The organism is Streptomyces capillispiralis (assembly GCF_007829875.1).
GTDB lineage: Bacteria > Actinomycetota > Actinomycetes > Streptomycetales > Streptomycetaceae > Streptomyces > Streptomyces capillispiralis.
The window spans coordinates 1-18,135 of record NZ_VIWV01000001.1; the positions used below are offsets into that span (position 1 = coordinate 1).

Below are 18,135 nucleotides of genomic sequence, written 5' to 3' on the forward strand. Positions count from 1 at the left end.
GGTGGGCGCGGGAGCGGTGGGTGGGTTACCAGCAGCGGGAGCTGACGTTGCCTACTTCGTTGCCCGTGAGCAGGCCGCCCCAGATGTAGTTGTCGTCCGCGAGGTAGACCCACTTGTTGTGGGTGTAGCCGTTTGCGGAGACGGTGCCGCCTTCGAGCCAGCACACGGCGGTGAGGTTCTGGTTTGCCGCGACGGTGTAGGCGATGCGGTAGCCCGTGGACGGTCCGATGCGCACGTTGCCCTGGATCCAGGTGGTGACCGTTTCGAACTGGGCGCTGGTGTTCGTCCGGTTGGTCTGCGGGGCTTGGGCCGCGGTGGCCGGAGCGGCCATGCCGGCGGCGGCCATGATGCCCGCTGCGGCTGTGATCATGATCTTGGTCAGTGGGCGTGACCTCGTCTGGTGCACTTTCTGATTCCCCCTGATGGGTTTGGGGAGGCCCTGGCGGGGCGGTCTCCCTGGTGCGGGCAGCGTCGTCCGTGGTGGGGTGCTGTGCAAGCTTTTCGGGGATCGTCGAAACGTTGCCGCGGCCGTCCGCCGTGGTGGCCGGGAACCGGCGTCCGGGGGAAGGGCATGCGGCCGGACGGTGTTGTGCTCGTCGGAGCACGGACGACGCTTTACGTTCACGACGGGGGTTGGTGTGACCGGCAGTCGTCTCTTACTGGGGCCGTTGGACGAGGTGCGCGTGGAGGTGGCCCGGGCTCCTGGCGCCAGCCTCTTCCCCGTGTTGCAGGAGGTGCTGGGAGGTGTGCGGCAGGGGGTGCCGGGGCGGTGGCGGAGCGCCGTGGAATCCGCTCTGCCCGCCTCGGCCGAGGTGATCCGTCCCTTGTTCGGGCCCGGGCACGGCTGGCTGCCCGATGTGTTGGCGCTGACCGGTGATGTGCGCGCCGCCCGTATGGAGAGTGTGCTGTCGCAGTTGCGGGAGGTCGGGCCGGAGGGCCTCGTGGCTGAGGTGACCGGGCGGTTCGGTGCCGTGGTGCCCCGGAGCTGGCAGAGGGTGCTGGATGACCCTGGGCGCTTTCTCGCCGCGTACTACGAGGTGGCCGACGCGGCCTGGCGGCGCTTGGAGCCGTTGTGGGTGCGGGCGGATGCGTTGTTGGGCAGGGAGGCCGAGCGGGTGGGTTCCGCTGTGGTCAGCCAGAACCTCGGTGTGGTGCTGACCGGTCTGGGCCCTCGGGTGCGGTACGTGGACGGGGTGCTTGAGCTGCCGCGGTGTGCGAGGGAGGTCTTCGAGCTCGGGGGTCGTCGGCTGGTGCTGGTTCCCGTGGTCTTCGGTGCGGCGGCCTCGATGCACAGTTTCGACCGTGATGATGTGGTCTGGTTCAGCTACCCGTTGCCCGGGCTGGGGCGTCTTGGCTCTCCGGGAGGGCAGCCGGTGGGTGAGGACGGTCTCGTTCGACTGCTGGGACCGGTCAGGGCGGGTGTGCTTCGCTCGGTGCGGCCGCCTGCGACGGTCAGTGAGCTGGCTCGTGTGCTGAATACGGGGGTCAGCACGATTACCTACCACTGCGAGTATCTGAGGGCGGTGGGTTTGCTTCAGCGGGAGCGTTATGGCCGTGAGGTGCGCCAGCGGCTGACCGGCCGTGGGGCTGCGCTGGTGGAGTTGTTCAAGGGTCCGGCCGGGTAGCGCTGCTGGCTGCGGGCTGGTTGGGGCAGGTCTCGGGGTGGCCTCCGTGGCCGCGTGATGCTGTGCCCTCTGGTGCTTGTGCGGCGCCTGTCTGGTGGGGTGAGCGGCGGTCGTGCAGAGGGTGGGGTGGTGTGTTCTGGTGCGGCTGGGCGGGGTGGAGGGGTGGGTGGTGTCGTTGGCCGTGCAGGGTCGGGGTGTGGGGTCGTCGGGGTACGGGGGCTGGTGGGGCGGGGTGGGGCGGGTGAGGTGGGTGGGGTGGGTGGGTGGGGTGGTGTCTGGGGCGTGGAGCGGCCGCTCGTTGCGCAGGGCGTTGTTGTGGGCGAGGAGGGTTTGCGAAGCGGAGGCCGGGCCGGGGCCGGCCACTGCGGGACCTCGCGGTGCAGGTGATCGTCGCGGCGCCGGGGCAGTGCCGTCCGGGCTGTCAGGTCCAGGGGGAGTGCGAGCGGCGTCAGTTGCGCGGTGGGGTTCCGTTCGTCGCCCTCCTGTCCGGCTCGGGGGTGGTGGCGTGGGGGGATGCGGAGGTCGTGCTTGACGCGGCCGGACGGCTCAGTGCTCGTTGAGTTGAATGGTGCGGGGTGGGGTGGGTGGGGCCGGCTTTGGTCTTTTGCGGGGTTCGTCGTCGGGTGTTTTCGCGGTCGGCGCCGGGCGGGGCGCGCCTGGTGGGGCAGGCGCTGTGGTGTGCGGCGGGTGCAGGGGCGGGCCTGCGGCTTTCGCCTGGTCGGTTGTGTGTCGCGCGGTGTGCTGGGCCGGTGGTGCGGTTCGCGTGGTTGGTTGTGCGTCATGCGGCGTAGTGGGGCAAGTTGTGCGTGCGGTGCGGTTTCTGCCGCGCCAGGGGGCGGGTCGTGTGCGGTATCCGCGGCGGCCGGTGGCCGACGGCGGCCGGCGCGCTGGCGCGCCGGTGCCGTGGTGCCGTGGTGCCGTGGTGCCGTGGTGCCGTGGTGCCGTGGTGCCGTGGTTGTCCCGTGGTGCCGCCGTCAGGTTCCAATGGCCGTGGGCTGGGGTGTTTGCTGCCATCGGCTGGTGGTCGGCGGGGTGCCTTTCGACGGCATGGGCGGGTGGGCTGGCCGGGCAGGACGCCTGTGGTGATGCTGTGGGGTCTGGGTCCTCGTCCGCGGCGGGGAGGGGAGGGATTGGGTCAGGGGTGCGGGGGCACATGCACCTCACAGTGGTGGAGGGGTGATCGACGATGGCCGGACGACCGGCAGCGGAAACGGCAGCGGCAGCGGCAGCGGGGCAAGGGGCGCGGACGGCGGGCCGTCAGGATGCTCGGACGCCGCCGCTGCGGCCCGGTGGCTACGATCCGGCCGACTACGCGGCAGTCGTGGTACGCGCTGCCCGGGAGGCCGGGGTTTCGCCGCTGCTGGTCATGGGGGTGCTCCACAACGAGGCCTACAAACCGCACCATCCCCTGCTGGAGCGGCTGTGGCAGTGGTGGAAACCCAAGGCGTCCTTCGGTCTGGCCAACATGCACCGGGCGACGTTCGAGCGGGTCCGGCACACGCATCGTCTGCCGGGCCGATGGCAGGACCTGCGGGATGACCCCGCTTTCGCCATCCGCACAGCCGCCCTGCACCTCAAGGACCTCGACCACAGCCTTCCCAAGGGGCATGTGCGCCGTTACACCCGTGACGAGCTCCTGGCCCTGGGCTACAACACCGGTGAACGCAACATGCGTGCCTTCGCCCGGGGCGTACCGCCCGGCCCGATGGCACGGTCGTACCTGCGCCGCTACCGCGCCCACCAGGAACGGGCTGCCGAAGCCCTCGGACGCGCCGGCACGCCGCACGACTAGGGTCTGTTGCGGAAGTAGATCTTGTTCGTTGATGATCACGTCCTGTGGGACGTGGGGATCTGACGAACGGCCAGTGGGCCCGGCTGGAGCCTCTGCTGCCGACGGGCATCAAGCCGGGTCGGCCGCAGGTGTGGACGCGGCGGCAGCTGATAGACGGCATACGGTGGCGGACCCGGACCGGTGCTCCCTGGCGGGACGTGCCCGAACGCTACGGGCCCTGGGATCGGGTCTATGACCTGTTCCGACGCTGGCAGCGGGACGGCACCTGGGCGAGGATCCTCACCAAGCTCCAGGCCGAGGCGGACGCGAAGGGCCTGATCACCTGGGAGGTCAACGTCGACTCCACCGTCTGCCGGGCCCACCAGTACGCCGCCGGAGCGGCGAAAAGGGGGACCTCCAGAAGGAGCCGCCCGGCGGGATCTTCGTCGAGCCAGCCGATCACGGCCTCGGACGCTCCCGCGGCGGACTGACCAGCAAGATCCACATCGCGGTCGAGCAAGGGCAGAAGCCCTTGTCCGTCGTGATCACGGCCGGGCAGCGGGGCGACTCCCCGCAGTTCGAAGCGGTCCTGGAAGCCGTCCGGGTTCCGAGGCTGGGGCCCGGCAGGCCGCGCAAGCGCCCGGACCGAGTGCGGGCCGACAAGGCGTACGACTCCCGCGGCAATCGCTCCTACCTGCGCAGACGCGGCATCAAGGCCACCATTCCGGTTCCGGCGGACCGAGTCCGCAACCGCCTCAAGCGTGGATCGCAGGGCGGGCGCCCGCCAAAGTTCGACAAAGACGACTACAAGCAACGGCACGCGGTCGAGTGCGGGATCAACCGGCTCAAGCGCCACCGGGCCGTCGCCACTCGGTACGACAAACTCGCCGTCCGCTACGAAGCGACAGTGCTGGTCGCAGCCATCAACGAGTGGCTGCGACCAGCACTTTCACAACAGGCCCTAGCACGACTCGGACGTCGGGTAGGAGTTGTCCGGCCGGTCATGGTCGTGGGTGGTCCGGCATGATGCCGGGGTGAGCATCGTCGTCGAGTTCTTCGCGGCTGCGGATGACGTGTCAGCGGCACTGGTTCTTCGGGCCGGGCCGCGACGCGCTTTCGAGTCGCTTTCCTTCGGCGATTTCGATCCCGAGGTAGCTGTGGTCGAGTGGGAGTGCCTGCTTTCCGGCGGCAGCTACGAGGAACTCGTCGAGGCCGGTGAGCCTCGCCTCGTCGCCGGCCAGGACGATGACGGGTGCGTCGTCTTCGCGGTCTCGCCTCGCCTGTCCGCCGTGCTCGCCGGGGCCGAGCGGTCCGAGTTGGAGGATGCCGCTGTCGCGTGGTCTTTGCAGCGGGCGGAGGACGGCGAGGTCATCGGCACGGAGACCGCCATAGTGATCCTGGGTGATCTGGCCGCTTTCGTCGGCAGCGCCCGGCGCCGGGGCCGGAACGTCTGCTGCTGGGTCGCGTAGGGGTCGCGTTCGGAGGCAGATCGCGACGGAACGCTGTGGTGGTGCCGGGGAAGACGTAGCCGCGCTGGCCGTAGTGTGTGGCGGCCGCTCGGGACTGTTCCGGACGGTTGACCGCTCGTTCGATGGTGGTGCGTTTCTTGTAGCGGTCCTGGGTGTGCCCGGGCGGCCGTCCTTCTTGTGAGCTTTTGCGCAGGGTGGGCGGTCTGGCTGTCGGTCTTCTCCGGGATCGTGTGCCGGATGCCCCTGGGGGGCGGATACCGGCGGGGCAGGGGCCCGTTGCTGTGATGCCTGTTTGTTGCGAGGCTGTCGGGCTTCTTGCGTGGCCGGCCCGGCCTGATGCGGGGGACGTGGATTTTGTCCAGCATGCGTGTGAGCTGGGTGCAGTTCGCTCGTTGTCCCGGCGTGACGCGGGGAGCGGGCGGGAGCGGGAGCGGCCATGCGTGTTCGGGGGTGCTTGCTGGTGGACCCGCCCTGCGAGCGCCCCGGGCCTTCGCCTCCGGGACTGCCTCCATCAGGTGGCCGAGGGGGTTCTGCTACGGCGTTTCGCCCTGGTGTTCTGCCGCTGGGTTGCTCTTTGAGGCAGATGCCGGCGGCGGTTCGGTGCCGGCACCGGCGCCGGCGCCGTCGGCATGCTGGTGGGCCCGCGCGGTGGTGGAGTCGGCCGGGCTGTCCCCGTCGATCTTCCCGGCCGTATCGGCGGCTCGGGCTTGGACCTGCTGGTCGCAGGCGTTCCCGGGTTCCGTGGGCCGAGCGGATGCGGTGGCGTTCATAGGCGGTCTTCCACCGGGCCGAAGCGTTCGGGAGGATCCTGTCGGCGCATGCCGGTCCGCGCACGGTGCAACATCCGGTCGCTCACCTGCCGGTGATCCCGCCGCCTGCCACAACTGCTGTTGCTGACCGGCAGGAACGGCAGCAGCCTCGTCACCGCCGCCCAGGCCTTCCTCACCCTCCGGCGGCTCGACGAAAGCATTACCAGGGTTGTGCCGCAACGGTGCTTGGCGTTGCGGCCGGCCGGGTCGGGCCGGTGCTGTGCGCGGTGCGCTGCTGCTGCGTGCGGTGGAGCGCCGTCTCGGGCCGTCTCGGGCCGTCTCGGGCCGTCTCGGGCCGTCTCGGGCCGTCTCGGGCCGTCGTGTGGGGAGGCCGCGGTGAGCAGGGGGCGGGCCCGGCTGTGTGTGCGGGACGAGGTGGAGTCCGGCCTGTGGGGCCGTCCGCCCCGCCGGCCGGGCGGAGGCGGCAGGCGCCCCCTGCGGGCCGACCGGGCCGGCCGGGAAGGACGGGAGGGACGGGAGGGATGAGGGGGATGAGGGGGATGAGGGGGATGAGGGGACCGGGGGGACCGGGGGGACGGGAGGCCGTCAGGTCACCGGGCCTGTGGCCGGCGGTGCGGGGTCGTAGGCGGCGTTGCGGGTGAGGTCGCGCAGGGCGAGGGCGGCGGTGAGCAGGTCCTGGTGGCTGGTGTAGAGGGCGTTGACGCCGAAGCGCAGCAGGTCGGGTGCGCGCATGTCGGCGATGACGCCGTGTTCGGCGAGGGCGGTGGCCAGTCCGCGGGCGTGGGGGTGGCGCAGGGTGACCTGGCTGCCGCGGCGGGCGGGGTCGGCCGGGGTGACGGGGGTGAAGCCCAGGGGGGTGAGGAGTTCGTCCGTGCAGCGCAGGAAGAAGCCGGTCAGGGACAGGCTTTTGGCGCGGACCTGGTTCAGGTCGACGCCGTCGAAGGCGGTGAGGGCGGCTTCGAGGGCGAGCAGGGACAGGATCGGCGGGGTGCCGATGCGGGCGCGGGCGATACCGGGGGCGGGCGTGTAGTGGCGGGCCAGGGCGAACGGGTCGGCGTGGCCGGTCCAGCCCGGCAGCGGCGTGTCGAGGCGGTCGTGGTGGCGGTGCGCCACGTACAGGAAGGCGGGGGCGCCGGGGCCGCCGGAGAGGAACTTGTAGCCGCAGCCGACGGCCAGGTCGACGCCGAGGGCGTCGACGTCGAGGGGCAGCGCACCGGCCGCGTGACACAGGTCCCACAGTGCGAGGGCGCCGGCCGCGTGGGCGGCCCGGGTCAGCGCCCGCATGCTGTACAGCTCGCCGGTGCGGAAATCGACGGGTGCGTAGCTGACGACGGCGGTCCGGTGGCCTTCGGTGGCGAGGAAGCGCGGGAGGTCCGCTGGGGAGACGTGGTGTACCTGGAGGCCTCTGCGGCGGGCGACCGCGTGTGTCAGGTAGCGGTCGGTGGGGAAGTGTCCGGGGTCGGTGACCAGCAGTGGCCGGTCCGGGCGGAGCGTGGCGGCGGCGTCCAGTGCGGTGAACAGCTGCACGCTGGTGGAGTCACCGGCGATGGTCTGCCCCGGCGCGGCTCCGATGAGGGCGCCGATCGTGTCTCCCACGCGCAGGGGTGCCTCCCACCAGCCGGCCGTGTTCCAGGAGCCGATGAGTGCGGTGCCCCACTGGCGGTGCAGTACGTCTTCCAGGGCGGGCGGGACGGCGGCGGGCAGGGGGCCCAGGGAGTTGCCGTCGAGGTAGACGACGTCCGGCGGGAGCAGGAAGCGGGTGCGGAGGGGGGCCAGGGGGTCGGCGGTGTCGAGTTGTACGGCCTCGTTGTGCAGGGCGGCCGGCGGGGTGAGGGCGGTGGTCATCGGTGTGCCGCCCTTTCTTCCTTGATTGTCCAGCCTGTGCCTTCCTTGGCCGTCCGGCCGCCCGTGCCTGCCTCGACCGTCCAGCCCGTGCCCTCCTCGACCGTCCGGCCTGTGCCTTCCTCGACTGTCCGGCCGCCCGTGCCCTCCTCGGCCGCCTGGCCTGCGCCTGCCTCGGCCGTCCAGCCCGTGCCTGCCTCGGCCGTCCGGCCCGTGCCTGCCTCGGCCGTCCAGCCTGCGCCTTCCATGGCCGTCCGGCCGCCCGTGCCCTCCTCGGCCGCCTGGCCTGCGCCTGCCTCGGCCGTCCAGCCCGTGCCTGCCTCGGCCGTCCGGCCCGTGCCTGCCTCGACCGTCCGGCCCGTGCCTTCCTCGGCCATCCGGCCGCCCGTGCCTTCCTCGGCCATCCGGCCATCCGTGCCTTCCTCGGCCGTCCGGCCATCCGTGCCTTCCTCGGCTGCCTGGACCGTGCCTTGCGGGGGGAGGGCGGCGGTCATGGACCGCAGGGTGTCGGCGACCGCGCGGGCGCCGGGTGCGCCCGGCTCGATGAGGGTGTAGTGGCCGGTGCCGGGCAGGACGACCGTCTGGAGGTCGCGGTGCACGGCCGCGTAGTCGCTGAACTGGGTGAGAGGGACCTCCTCGTCGGCGGCGCCGTGCAGCAGCACGGTGGGCACCCCGGTGGTGCCGGCGTTCCGCAGGAGGCTGAGGGGGTCGACCTCCGGCAGCCGTGCGGTGAAGTGCGGCTCCCCGCCCAGGAGTTGCAGCGCCGCGTCGTCGCTGAGACCGTCACGCCGGGTGGCGGTGAGATCGGTGATCGGCGCCAGAGCGAGCACACCGCCCGGAAGGGTACGGGTGTGCCAGCGCGAGCCGGGCGGCAGCAGCCCCCGCGCGGCACACCACAACGCCAGATGCCCGCCCGAGCAATGACCCGCGAGCACGTAGGGCCGCCCCTGGGGCAGGGTATCCACAATGCGGGCGACATCATCGAACGTCTCCGGGTAACCGCCCGCACCACCGGAACGCCGGAAACCGGGAAGCAGCACATCAAAACCCTGCTGGGAAAGCCACGCCGCGAACGGGGTCAGGTGCATGCGGTCGTAACGCCAGTAGCCGCCGTGCAGCAGAACCACCAGCGGAGCACCGGCAGTACCCGAAAACCAGGCATCATAGGACTGATGGGGATGCTCACCGTAACGGCCGTGCACCGGTGCCAGTACCGGCTTCAGACCCAGGACACGCCGCTCCTCCTCAGCAGCGAAAACCGACACCACCCTAGACGTCACCGCGTACCTCCCACAGGTCAGGAAAGACCCGACGGGCCGCCCGTTCCTCCAGCCAGACCAACCCCGCCGAACCCGCACTACCCGCCCTGGCACCCATCGCACGACGGACCACCAGGACATGCTCGAACCGCCAACGCGTGACAAGCTCCGCGATATCGGTGAGCAGCTCACCCAACGCCAGATGCGGATGACACGACGGACCGGCGTAGACGTGCCGCCAGGCGGCCACGACCCCCAGGTCGCCGGTGTAGGGGGTGGTCACGTCCCGCTCGCGGACGTGCTGCGGGACGGGCAGGCCCTGACGGTGGAGGTAGGCCAGCACCTCGTCGTACAGGGACGGTTCACGGTAGGTCTCCGCGAGCGCCTCGTACACGGCCGGGTCACCGCGGTGGGCGCGCAGCAGCCCCGCGGACTTGTCGCCGAGGAGGAATTCCATGTGCCGGTACATCGCCGACTGGAAGCCCGACGCCTGGCCGAACGCGGCCCGGAATCCGTTGAACCGGGCAGGAGTGAGCGCGGCGATGGGCGCCCAGGAGCCGCCCAGGGCCTTCAGCGCGCGGCGGCTGCGCTCCAGCGCGTCCATGGCCGCGGGCAGGTCGTCCTTGGCGAACGCCACCCGGGCCGTGCGCCATTCGTGCACGATCAGGGTGAACCACAGTTCCATCACCTGGGTGGTGACGAGGAACCCCATCTCGTCCGGGGCCTCGGTGAGGGGATGCTGCAGCGAGTTCAGCACCGAGGCGTGCACATACGTGTCGTAGGGGCTGGCGCCCGCGAAGGGTTGGGTGAGGGCGTCGCCCGTCACCGGCTCATCGGGGGCGGACGTGCGGTCGTTCATCGCATCTCCTAGGGGTGCGGAGGGGTCACACACCGAGGTGGGCGCCGCCGGAGGCGTCGATCCACTGGCCGGTCACCCAGCGGGCGTCGTCACTGGCCACGAAGGACACGACGTCGGCGATGTCCACGGGGTCACCGAGCCGGCCGAAGGTGGAGGCCTCGCTGTAGCGGCGGCGGATTTCCGGGACGGCGAGGGTGGGGTTGATCTCCGTCTCGGTGTAGCCGGGTGCGACGGCGTTGACGGTGATACCCCGCGGGCCCAGTTCCTGGGCCAGGGAGAGGGTGAGGTAGTCCAGGGCGGCCTTGGTCATGGTGTACGAGACGATCGCCGGGAAGGCGACACGGGTCGCGACGGAGGAGATGTTGACGATCCTGCCGCCGTCCCGCAGTCGGGGCAGGCCGCGCTGGATGATGAAGAACGGTGCCCTGGTGTTGATGGCGAAGACGCGGTCGTAGTCGGCCTCGGTGACGGCGGCGATCGGGCGGGGGACGGTGATCCCTGCGTTGTTGACGAGGATGTCCACGCCCGCAGGCGCGTCCTCGCGGGCCAGGGCCCGGTCGAAGGCCGCCCACAGGGTGTCGGCGTCCCCGTGCACACCGAGTTCGGCGTGCACGGGGAAGGCACGGCCGCCGTCGGCTTCGATCTCCTTCACGGTGCGTTCCGCGGCCGCCTGGTCATGGCCGTAGTGGACCGCTACCAGGGCCCCTTCCCGGGCGAGACGGCGGCTGATCGCTCTGCCGATACCTCGGCTGCCCCCGGTGACCAGAGCGGTCTTCCCCTCGTGCCGGGCGGTGACGGTCATCGTGGATCTCCTTCACTCAAAAAAGGGAGGCGGGACAGGAGGGAAGCGGGCGGTGCGGGACCGTAGGGACGGGCCTCGTCCGGTGGCCCGGTGTGACGGCGGAGCAGGCGGACAGCACGGTCGGCGGAATAGACGTGGTCGGCGGGTCAGGCATCGAAGTCGACAACGACCTCCGCCGTACGCGGGCGTGCCCGGCAGACCAGCGTGAAACCGGCCGCCCGCTCCCCCTCGTCCAGGGCGAACTGACGGTCCGCCGTCACCTGCCCGGACACCACCCTCGCCCGGCAGCTGCCGCACACACCCTCACGGCAGGCATACGGCACATCCGGGTCCGCGCGCAGCAGCGCGTCGAGGAGAGAGGGGTCCTGCGGCAGGACGGCGGCGGTCCGGCGGCGCCCGTCGAGCACAGCGGTGACCCGGGCCTGTCCCACCTGCGATACCGGTCCCGCAGGCTCCGGAGACCGGACCGGTCCGGCGCCGGCGGTGAACAGCTCCCACCGCACGAGCGACGGGTCGGCACCCGACTCCGCCAGGACCCGCCGCGCGGTGCCGACCAGACCGGGCGGCCCGCACAGGGCGAACGCGGTGTCCGGGCCGGGACGGGCGTCCACAGCCGCCAGCAGGCGCCGCAGCCCGCCCGCGTCCAGCCGCTGCCCCAGCACCCCGCCCCCGCTCCCCCGCTCCTGGCCCGTCAGCACATACAGGACGGTGAAACGGTCCACGAACTCGTCCTTCAACTCGCCCAGTTCATCCGCCAGCACCGCATCGGCAGACGTACGCACCGAGTGGACGAGACTGACACGGCAGGCCGGATCCCGGCGCAGCACACGAGCAGCCATCGGAGCCAGAGGAGTGATACCGGTACCGCCCGCGAGAAGGACATGGTGACCACCGGGCAGCTCCGGCAGGGCGAAATCACCGGTGGGCGGGGACAGTTCCAGCCGGTCACCCGCGGCGAGCCGGGTGACCGCAAAGTCACCGAACCCGCCAGGACCCAGCCGCTTGATCACCAGACGGAGCATCCCGGGAGCGTGCGGCGGCGGACACACCGAGTAGCTGCGCCGCAGCTCGGCACCGGCCTCGCGGTACCGGACCGTCACGTGCCGGCCAGGATGGTGGGTGAAGACGTCACGCAGCGCGGCAGGCACGTCCAGGGTGACGGCCACCGTGCCGGCGCCCAGCTGACGGACCTCGGTGACCTCCAGCGGGTACCAGCCGGTACGGCGGGGCGGGCCGGCCGGTACCCCGCCGAAGGCGGCGGACGGGGCGGTGACGGTGTTCACGGAGTACCTCACAGCGCGGTCAGGTAAGGGAAGGGCTCACGGCACCCCGCACACCACAGCACCGACTGGCAGCGGGACGGCCCGAACGGAGCGTGCGGCCGGGTCGCCCGAGAGCCGCAGCGCGGGCAGGGCACCGCGCCCAGCTCGACGGGAACCGGGCCGGTGGGGGCCGGGGACACGGGCGGGGCGATGCCGTGCGCGGCAAGTCTGCGGCGCCCCTCGGGAGTGATACGGTCCGTCGTCCACGGCGGTGACAGGACCTGCCGGACCCGGCCCTCGGGATGCCCACAGGCCCTCAGGACATCCCGCACCGCGGCAGTGATCTCACCCAGGGCGGGACACCCCAGGTAGGTAGGCATGATCTCCACCTCCAGCACACCGTCCACGCCCGGAGCGACGGAGCCCACCACACCAAGATCGCCCAGACTGATCACCGGCAGTTCCGGATCCGGGAGAGCCGCCACCCGCTCACGCACCTCCCCGGCAGACCGGCGGACCGTGGCCGGCGCGGGCCCGCTCACCACGTCCCCCCGGGAAACTCCCGCCGCACCGACTGCAGTTCAGCGATCAGCGGGCCGAACTCCTCCGAATGCAGGCCCGAACGGCCACCCGACGCCGACCAAGCGGGGGCAGGCACGGCGAGACCCGCCTCCGTGACAACGCCGCTCACCCCGCCGAGCCACGTCTCCCGCAGCACGGCCGGCGACAACACCACATCCCGCACGGCCAGGCGGGCCAGTACCTCGTCCTCCTCGAAGAGTTCAGCGGCGTACGGCCACACACGGTCCAGGCCCTGCTGCATGCGGCGGGCACTCTCCCCGGTGCCCCGCCCCAGCGTCACCGTCCAGCGGTCCGCGTGCATCCGGTGGAACGCCACCTCCTTGGCCGCACGCGCCCCGAACGCGGCAAGACCGGGATCCGCGCAGCGCGCGAGGCTCTCGTAGTACAGGACGGCGTAATGGGTGTAGACGAGTTGCCGGGCCACGGTCACCGCGAAGTCCCCGTTGGGCAGCTCGGCCAGCAGCGTGTTGGTGAACTCCCGTGCCGAGCGCGTGTAGGCGAAGTCGTCCTCGCAGCGGCCGGATCCGTCGAGCTGCCCGGCACGGGTGTACAGGACACGGGCGTGACCGATCAGATCGAGGGCGATGTTGGACAGGGCCAGGTCCTCGTCGATCGTCGGCGCGCGAGTGATCCACTGGCACAGACGCTGACCCAGGACGAGCGCGTCATCACCGAGACGCACCATCAGCCGGGCCAGAGCGGCGGTGCCGGACGGCAGCCCATGCGGCAGGGAGTCCGGCGACACCACCGCCGCCTCACTCGTCGTGCTCACCCTCACGGCCCTCCTCGGTCAGCGGCGCGTACTGCTCGGGGTAGCGGTACGGCTTGTGGCGGGCACCCGCGAAGTACGGGTCGCGTTCGTCCGGGGAGGCCGTGTGCACGGCGTCGGAACGCACCACCCACAGCGACAACACCTCACCCCGGCGCAGATACAGATCCCGCGCGGTAGCCAGAGCCGCGTCCGGGCCGGCCGCGCGCACCGACCCCACATGCTGGTGGGCCAGACCCCGTCGGGAGCGCAGGAACACCTCCCACGACGCCGGCGCACCCTCCCGCACACCGCTCACCCGTCCTCACCTCCCGCCGCCGTACCGGCCGCGTACGCGGCGGCGGCCTCTCGCACCCAGGCACCGTCCTCGTGCGCCGCCCTGCGGTGCGCGATCCGCTCCCGCGCCCAGTGGGTGTCCTCGCCCAGCGCCTCGCGGTAGGTGTCCCAGGTGACGGGCGTGAACTCGTAATGGCCGCGTTCCTCGTTCCACCGGATCGCCGGGTCGGGCAGGGTCAAGCCCAGGCGCTCGGCCTGCGGGACGCAACTGTCGACGAACCGCTGGCGCAGTTCGTCGTTGGTGTGACGCTTGATGCCCCAGGCGATCGCACGACGGGAAACCGCAGCACCCAGCGCGGCGGTCCGCGTGTCCGCGCCGCCCGCCTCGGTGTCGGGCGGCCCGAACATCAGCGCCACCGCCGGCAGCCACCAGCGGTTCACCGCGTCCTGCGCCATCTCCTTCTGCCGCGGTGTCCCCTCGCACAGGGCGCGCATCAGGTCGTAGCCCTGCCGCACGTGGAAGGCCTCCTCCTGGCAGACACGGCGCATCGCCCGGGCGTACGGCCCGTAGGAGGTCCGGCACAGGGGTGCCTGGTTGATGACGGCGGCGCCGTCCGTCAGCCAGGCGATGGCTCCGGTGTCCGCCCAGGTCAGCGCGGGGTGGTTGAAGGTGGCCGAGGCGCGCTGCCGGCCGTGGTGCAGGGCGTCCAGCAGCTCGGCGCGGTCCACACCGAGCGTCTCGGCGGCGGAGTACAGGTACAGGCCGTGCCCGGCCTCGTCCTGTACCTTGGCCAGCAGGACCGACTTGCGGTGCAGAGACGGGGCACGGGTGAGCCAGACACCCTCCGGCTGCATACCGATGATCTCGGAGTGGGCGTGCTGCGCGATCTGACGCACCAGCATGCGACGGTAGCCATCAGGCATCCAGTCCCGCGGCTCGACCGCTTCACCGCCGGCAATGATCGCGTCGAAATGCGCGAGCAGTTCGCTCTCCGCAGGTGCGGGGGCGGTGGTCGGCGCGGTCACCGGGCACCGTCCCCGCGTCCGGGGTCCGGTGTGGCGGTGCGGCACTTCGGGCACCGTCCGGGGGCCCGGACCCGTACCGGCTGCCTGGGCACGCGCATCACTCCTTCGGCTCGGGACCGCCCGTGCGGGGCCGGGCGGAGCGGGTGGCTTCATTGCGGTAAGAGGGCGCGTGCGGGGGTCGGCTATCCCCGCCGCTCGGGGTTGGGGCGCGTGACAAAGCTCACGGGCCGGCCCGGGGAGTGAGAACGGTCCGTGTCCGCCTCTCCAGGGGGTGACAGTCGTACACCGCGCGGCGGCCGGCACGCCGAGGCGAAAGGGGAACACCATGAGCACCATCAGGGAGTTGCTGGTCGAACTCACCGGAACGGCCGAGTACGCCGACCAGGTCGGCGACGACGTCGACCTGGCCGCCAGCGGCATCGACTCCGGGGACCTGGTGCGTCTGGTCCTCCTGGTCGAGCAGCGGCTCGGCGTGGAGATCACCGCCCAGGACATGGAGGAGCTGCGCACGATCGGCGACTACGAGCGCTTCGTGGCCGAGCGGGCGGCCGCCGGTGCGAGCGGCGGTGCGTGATGTGGCTGACGCAACTGCTGGAGCGCAACCGCCAGTGCCGGCCCGGCCGGACCGCGCTGGTGGACGAGGAGCGCAGCGTCACCTGGGCCGAGTTCCACGATCGCACCCTGGAACTGGCGCGGGGATTGGCCGAGTTGGGCATCGAGCGGGGTGACCGGGTCGCGGTGCTCTCCAAGGACCGGATCGAGGTCCTGGAGAGCTACTTCGCGCTGGCCCGGCTCGGCGCCCTGTTCGTGCCGCTGAACCACAGCCTGGCCGAGCCCGAGGTCGCCGGGATCGTCGAGCGGGTCGGGGCGGTGGCCGTCCTCGGTGAGTCCGAGCTGCTGGACCGGCACCCCGAGCTGCCGGCGTCGGTGCGGATCCGGCTGGCCCTCGACAAGCCCGCCTTCGCGGCGCTGGGCGCGCTGGCCGCCGAGCGGGACCTGCCGGACGTCGCCGACACCGACCCGATCGCCGTGCTGCACACCTCGGCGACCACCGGGCAGGCCAAGGGCGTCACCGTCGACAGCGCGTCGTTCCGGGCCATCGCCCTGGGCTGGCTGGTGATGGCCCGCCCCACCGACGACATCGTCATGGTCAACTGCTGTCCGCTGTACCACGGCAGCATGGTCGTGTCGCTGACCTACCTGGCGGCCGGTGCGACGGTCGTGCTGATGCCCGGTTTCACCCCGCAGCGGGCGCTGTCGGCGGTGGAGCGGCACCGCGCCACGCACATGTGGCTGGTGCCGCAGATGCTGCGTTTCATGCTCCAGGCCCGGGCGTCCCACCGCACCGACCTGTCCTCACTCCGGGAGATCCTGTACGGGGCGGCCCCGATGCCGCTCGACGTCTACGCCGACGCGGTCGAGCGGCTCGGCTGCGGCTTCCGGCAGGTGTACGGCATGACCGAGGTGGGCGGCCCGTTCGTCACGCTCGGCCCCGACGAGCACCCCGCCCCCGGGGACGTCACCGCCCGCATCCCGTGCGGGCGGGTCGTGCCGGGCATGTCCGCCCGCGCGGTGGACGAGGGCGGCCGGGAGCTGCCGCGCGGTGAGATCGGCGAGATCGTGGTGCGCGGGCCGGGCGTCATGCAGGGCTACTGGAACGACCCCGAGGCCACCCGGGAGATCACCCTCGACGGCTGGATCAGGACGGGCGACCTCGGCTTCATGGACGAGGAGGGCCGCATCAGCCTGGTGGACCGCACGAAGGACGTCATTATCCGCGCGGGCCAGAACGTCTACCCCTCGGAGATCGAGCGCGCCCTGATGACCCACCCGGCGGTCCGGGACGCGGCGGTCGTCGGGATGCCCGACGAGGACTACGGCGAGGTGCCGCTGGCGTACGTGGCCCTGGAGCCGGGTGCGGAAGCGGGCGCGGTGGCGCTGCTCGCGCATGTCGCGGGGCTGCTCGCGCCGTACAAGCGTCCGCGGCGGGTGGAGTTCATCGAGCAGGTGCCCCGCAACCCCGCCGGGAAGATCATCAAGAAGGTGCTGCGGGTGTGAGGCGTGCGACGGCCGGCGGTGGACGGTGGGCGGGGACGTGTCCCCGTTGCGTCCGCCGCCGGCCGTTGCCATTGCCGTATCCCGGTGCCCCGCCTTGCCGGGCAGTGGCCCGTCGTCGGTTGGTCCGGTGCGGGCGGCTGGACAGGCGCTTCCCGTCCCCGGGGCGTCGCACCGGGGACGGGAAGCCGTTCGTCACCGGGTCAGCGTTCGTGCGTACCGCCGTCCCGGTAGGAGCGCCGCACCGCGTCGGCGGCCTTGTCGGTCCGGGCGTCGTACTTGTCGCCCGTCCGCTGGTCGACCGCCCGCTCGGCGCCCGCGACGCCCTTGTCGGCCTGGTCGGGGTGGCCCTTGGCCATCTGCTTGGCCTTGTTCATCATGTCGCCCAGCTTGCCCATGGGATACCTCCCGGAAGTGCGCGTGCGTCGGTCTCCGCCGCAGGTACCCCTCCCGCCGCGCGTGAATCACCGGGGCCGGCTCACCGCCGCCCCCTGTCTCATCCGCGGTCGCCGACCCGTGCGGCCATGTTGCCCGCGGGGTGCCGGTTGTCGTGGATGAGCTGGTGGGCGAGGCCGATCTCGTCGAAATCGAAGGTCCGGGACAGGCACGGGTCGATGATGCCCTGGTCGATCAGCCGGGTGACCTCGCGTGCCTCGCGGGCGGTGGCGACGTGCGAGCCCTGCAGGCGCTTCTGCCGCATCCACAGGAAGCGCAGGTCGACGTCGCCGTTGTAGCCGGTGGTGCCGCCGCACAGGACGACCATGCCGCCGTTGTCGCACAGGTACAGGGACGTGGGGACGGTGTCGGCGCCGGAGTGCTCCAGCACGATGCGCGGGCTGCGGCGCTCGCCGAGCACCTCCCAGAAGGCCCGCCCGAAGGCGCGGGCCCCCGACAGCCAGCGGCCCATCGCCTCGTCGTCGGAGGCGTCCGGGAGCCGCCCCCAGTGGTCGAACCGGCGCCGGTCGATCCAGCCCTCGGCGCCCAGCTTGAGGCAGAACTCACCGCGTTCCTCGCTGGACACGACGGCGACGGGGATGCCGCCGACGTGCCGGACGAGCTGGATGGCGATGCTGCCGAGGCCGCCGGCGCCGCCCCAGATCAGTACCGGGTCGCCGGGGCGCACCGTGTGCGGCGGCCAGCCGAAGAGCTGGCGGTAGGCGGTCGCGGCGGTCGCCATGTAGCAGGCGGCCTCCGCCCAGGACAGCCGGGCCGGCTTGGGGTGGCACATGTAGTCGTCGACGACCGCGAACTGGGCGAAGGAGCCGTAGTTCTCCTCGTAGCCCCACACCCGCTGGCTGGTGGACCAGGTGGGGTCGCCGCCGAGCCGGACGTCCTCGGCCCGCTCGTCCCAGCGGTTGGCGAGGACGACGACCTCGTCGCCGAGCTTCACCCCGCGCACGTCCTCGCCGACCGCCCACACGATGCCGGACAGGTCGGAGCCGCCGATGTGGAAGTCCTCGGTGGCGCCCGCCTTCTGCCGGGCGGCGATCACGTCGAGCGGCGAACCGAGCGCCGCCCAGACGTTGTTGTAGTTGATGCCGGCGGCCATCACCTTCACCAGGACCTGTCCGCGGCCCACGGGCGGCACGTCGACCACCTCGGTCCGGAAGGCGTCGACGGGCTGTCCGTAGCGCTCACGGCGGATGAGCGAGGCGTACATCCGCCGGGGTGCGGTGCCGATCTCGGGCGCGTCGCCGAGTTCGTAGAGTTCCTGGGTCGTCGCTTTCACGCTGGTTCTCCTCAGCCTGTGCTCAAGGGTGCTCGGGCG

Annotated in this window: 17 protein-coding genes and 1 pseudogene; 6 read left to right on the forward strand and 12 right to left on the reverse strand. The window is 71.9% G+C overall.

All coding sequences use genetic code 11. The features are described from left to right. Positions 1–25: 25 nt before the first annotated feature. Positions 26–370 (reverse strand): hypothetical protein, encoded by a 345-nt coding sequence (locus FHX78_RS00005; protein WP_145865388.1) that lies wholly within the window; start codon positions 368–370, stop codon positions 26–28. Between the two features lie 412 nt (positions 371–782). Here FHX78_RS00005 and FHX78_RS00010 point away from each other — a divergent pair, with 412 nt between their 5' ends. The 4 genes from FHX78_RS00010 (at position 783) to FHX78_RS00030 (ending at position 4,865) form a co-directional block, all read left to right on the forward strand. After that, positions 783–1,625, forward strand: coding sequence for an ArsR/SmtB family transcription factor (locus FHX78_RS00010; RefSeq protein ID WP_145865389.1), 843 nt, complete (start codon positions 783–785; stop codon positions 1,623–1,625). 1,321 nt (positions 1,626–2,946) lie between these two features. Beyond that, positions 2,947–3,417 (forward strand): lysozyme family protein, encoded by a 471-nt coding sequence (locus FHX78_RS00020; RefSeq protein WP_229924245.1) that lies wholly within the window; start codon positions 2,947–2,949, stop codon positions 3,415–3,417. 44 nt (positions 3,418–3,461) lie between these two features. Then, positions 3,462–4,423 (forward strand): IS5 family transposase gene (locus FHX78_RS00025; RefSeq protein ID WP_425282228.1). Its coding sequence is split into 2 segments (ribosomal slippage): positions 3,462–3,855 and positions 3,855–4,423, totalling 963 coding nucleotides; the frame shifts between segments, so codons are not numbered across the junction. Between the two features lie 7 nt (positions 4,424–4,430). Beyond that, the gene (locus tag FHX78_RS00030) at positions 4,431–4,865 is read left to right on the forward strand and encodes a hypothetical protein (RefSeq protein WP_145865392.1); all 435 of its coding nucleotides are present in this window, start codon (positions 4,431–4,433) and stop codon (positions 4,863–4,865) included. A 1,355-nt stretch (positions 4,866–6,220) separates the two neighbouring features. On the opposite strand, the gene FHX78_RS00040 is transcribed toward FHX78_RS00030, so the two are convergent. The 9 genes and pseudogenes from FHX78_RS00040 to paaA all read right to left on the reverse strand — a co-directional run bounded on the left by FHX78_RS00040 (position 6,221) and on the right by paaA (position 14,312). After that, complete coding sequence (locus FHX78_RS00040; protein ID WP_145865394.1) at positions 6,221–7,480, reverse strand: kynureninase; 1,260 nt, start codon at positions 7,478–7,480, stop codon at positions 6,221–6,223. 479 nt (positions 7,481–7,959) lie between these two features. Then, positions 7,960–8,757: pseudogene (locus FHX78_RS00045) on the reverse strand (alpha/beta hydrolase family protein); the annotation flags it as partial. After that, positions 8,747–9,595: a tryptophan 2,3-dioxygenase gene (locus FHX78_RS00050; RefSeq protein ID WP_145865395.1), complete on the reverse strand. Its 849-nt coding sequence runs from the start codon at positions 9,593–9,595 to the stop codon at positions 8,747–8,749. The pseudogene FHX78_RS00045 and the gene FHX78_RS00050, both read right to left, overlap by 11 nt. Positions 9,596–9,620: 25 nt before the next feature. Beyond that, positions 9,621–10,397 (reverse strand): SDR family oxidoreductase, encoded by a 777-nt coding sequence (locus tag FHX78_RS00055; RefSeq protein ID WP_145865396.1) that lies wholly within the window; start codon positions 10,395–10,397, stop codon positions 9,621–9,623. A gap of 146 nt (positions 10,398–10,543) precedes the next feature. Further along, entirely contained in the window at positions 10,544–11,680 is a 1,137-nt protein-coding gene (locus tag FHX78_RS00060; protein WP_229924087.1) for a 2Fe-2S iron-sulfur cluster-binding protein, read from the reverse strand. Between the two features lie 8 nt (positions 11,681–11,688). Beyond that, positions 11,689–12,201: a 1,2-phenylacetyl-CoA epoxidase subunit PaaD gene (gene paaD / locus FHX78_RS00065; protein ID WP_268257226.1), complete on the reverse strand. Its 513-nt coding sequence runs from the start codon at positions 12,199–12,201 to the stop codon at positions 11,689–11,691. Then, complete coding sequence (gene paaC / locus FHX78_RS00070) at positions 12,198–12,926, reverse strand: 1,2-phenylacetyl-CoA epoxidase subunit PaaC (RefSeq protein WP_229924093.1); 729 nt, start codon at positions 12,924–12,926, stop codon at positions 12,198–12,200. The genes paaD and paaC overlap by 4 nt, the downstream gene beginning before the upstream one ends. 70 nt (positions 12,927–12,996) lie before the next feature. Then, the gene (gene paaB, locus FHX78_RS00075; RefSeq protein ID WP_145865400.1) at positions 12,997–13,308 is read right to left on the reverse strand and encodes a 1,2-phenylacetyl-CoA epoxidase subunit PaaB; all 312 of its coding nucleotides are present in this window, start codon (positions 13,306–13,308) and stop codon (positions 12,997–12,999) included. Beyond that, on the reverse strand, positions 13,305–14,312 hold the full coding sequence (gene paaA / locus FHX78_RS00080; protein ID WP_145865401.1) for a 1,2-phenylacetyl-CoA epoxidase subunit PaaA: 1,008 nt from the start codon (positions 14,310–14,312) through the stop codon (positions 13,305–13,307). Before paaA ends, paaB begins: the two co-directional genes overlap by 4 nt. 325 nt (positions 14,313–14,637) lie before the next feature. Between paaA and FHX78_RS00085 the strand changes: the two genes are divergently transcribed. Further along, positions 14,638–14,886, forward strand: a complete 249-nt coding sequence (locus FHX78_RS00085) for an acyl carrier protein (protein WP_145865402.1) — start codon at positions 14,638–14,640, stop codon at positions 14,884–14,886. Continuing rightward, positions 14,886–16,370, forward strand: coding sequence for a class I adenylate-forming enzyme family protein (locus FHX78_RS00090; protein WP_145871513.1), 1,485 nt, complete (start codon positions 14,886–14,888; stop codon positions 16,368–16,370). Before FHX78_RS00085 ends, FHX78_RS00090 begins: the two co-directional genes overlap by 1 nt. Positions 16,371–16,570: 200 nt before the next feature. Here the strand turns inward: FHX78_RS00090 and FHX78_RS00095 are convergent, their stop codons facing one another. Beyond that, complete coding sequence (locus FHX78_RS00095) at positions 16,571–16,765, reverse strand: antitoxin (RefSeq protein WP_145865403.1); 195 nt, start codon at positions 16,763–16,765, stop codon at positions 16,571–16,573. Positions 16,766–16,863: 98 nt separating this feature from the next. Next, complete coding sequence (gene ccrA, locus FHX78_RS00100) at positions 16,864–18,096, reverse strand: crotonyl-CoA carboxylase/reductase (RefSeq protein ID WP_145865404.1); 1,233 nt, start codon at positions 18,094–18,096, stop codon at positions 16,864–16,866. Positions 18,097–18,135: the final 39 nt, after the last annotated feature.

Bases quoted from the DNA above. Each gene is read 5' to 3' on its own strand.
- FHX78_RS00040 (WP_145865394.1), bottom strand. From the start codon at position 7,480: ATGACCACCGCCCTCACCCCGCCGGCCGCCCTGCACAACGAGGCCGTA.
- FHX78_RS00050 (WP_145865395.1), bottom strand. From the start codon at position 9,595: ATGAACGACCGCACGTCCGCCCCCGATGAGCCGGTGACGGGCGACGCC.
- FHX78_RS00055 (WP_145865396.1), bottom strand. From the start codon at position 10,397: ATGACCGTCACCGCCCGGCACGAGGGGAAGACCGCTCTGGTCACCGGG.
- FHX78_RS00090 (WP_145871513.1), top strand. From the start codon at position 14,886: ATGTGGCTGACGCAACTGCTGGAGCGCAACCGCCAGTGCCGGCCCGGC.
- FHX78_RS00005 (WP_145865388.1), bottom strand. From the start codon at position 370: ATGATCACAGCCGCAGCGGGCATCATGGCCGCCGCCGGCATGGCCGCT.
- paaC (WP_229924093.1), bottom strand. From the start codon at position 12,926: ATGGTGCGTCTCGGTGATGACGCGCTCGTCCTGGGTCAGCGTCTGTGC.
- FHX78_RS00095 (WP_145865403.1), bottom strand. From the start codon at position 16,765: ATGGGCAAGCTGGGCGACATGATGAACAAGGCCAAGCAGATGGCCAAG.
- FHX78_RS00085 (WP_145865402.1), top strand. From the start codon at position 14,638: ATGAGCACCATCAGGGAGTTGCTGGTCGAACTCACCGGAACGGCCGAG.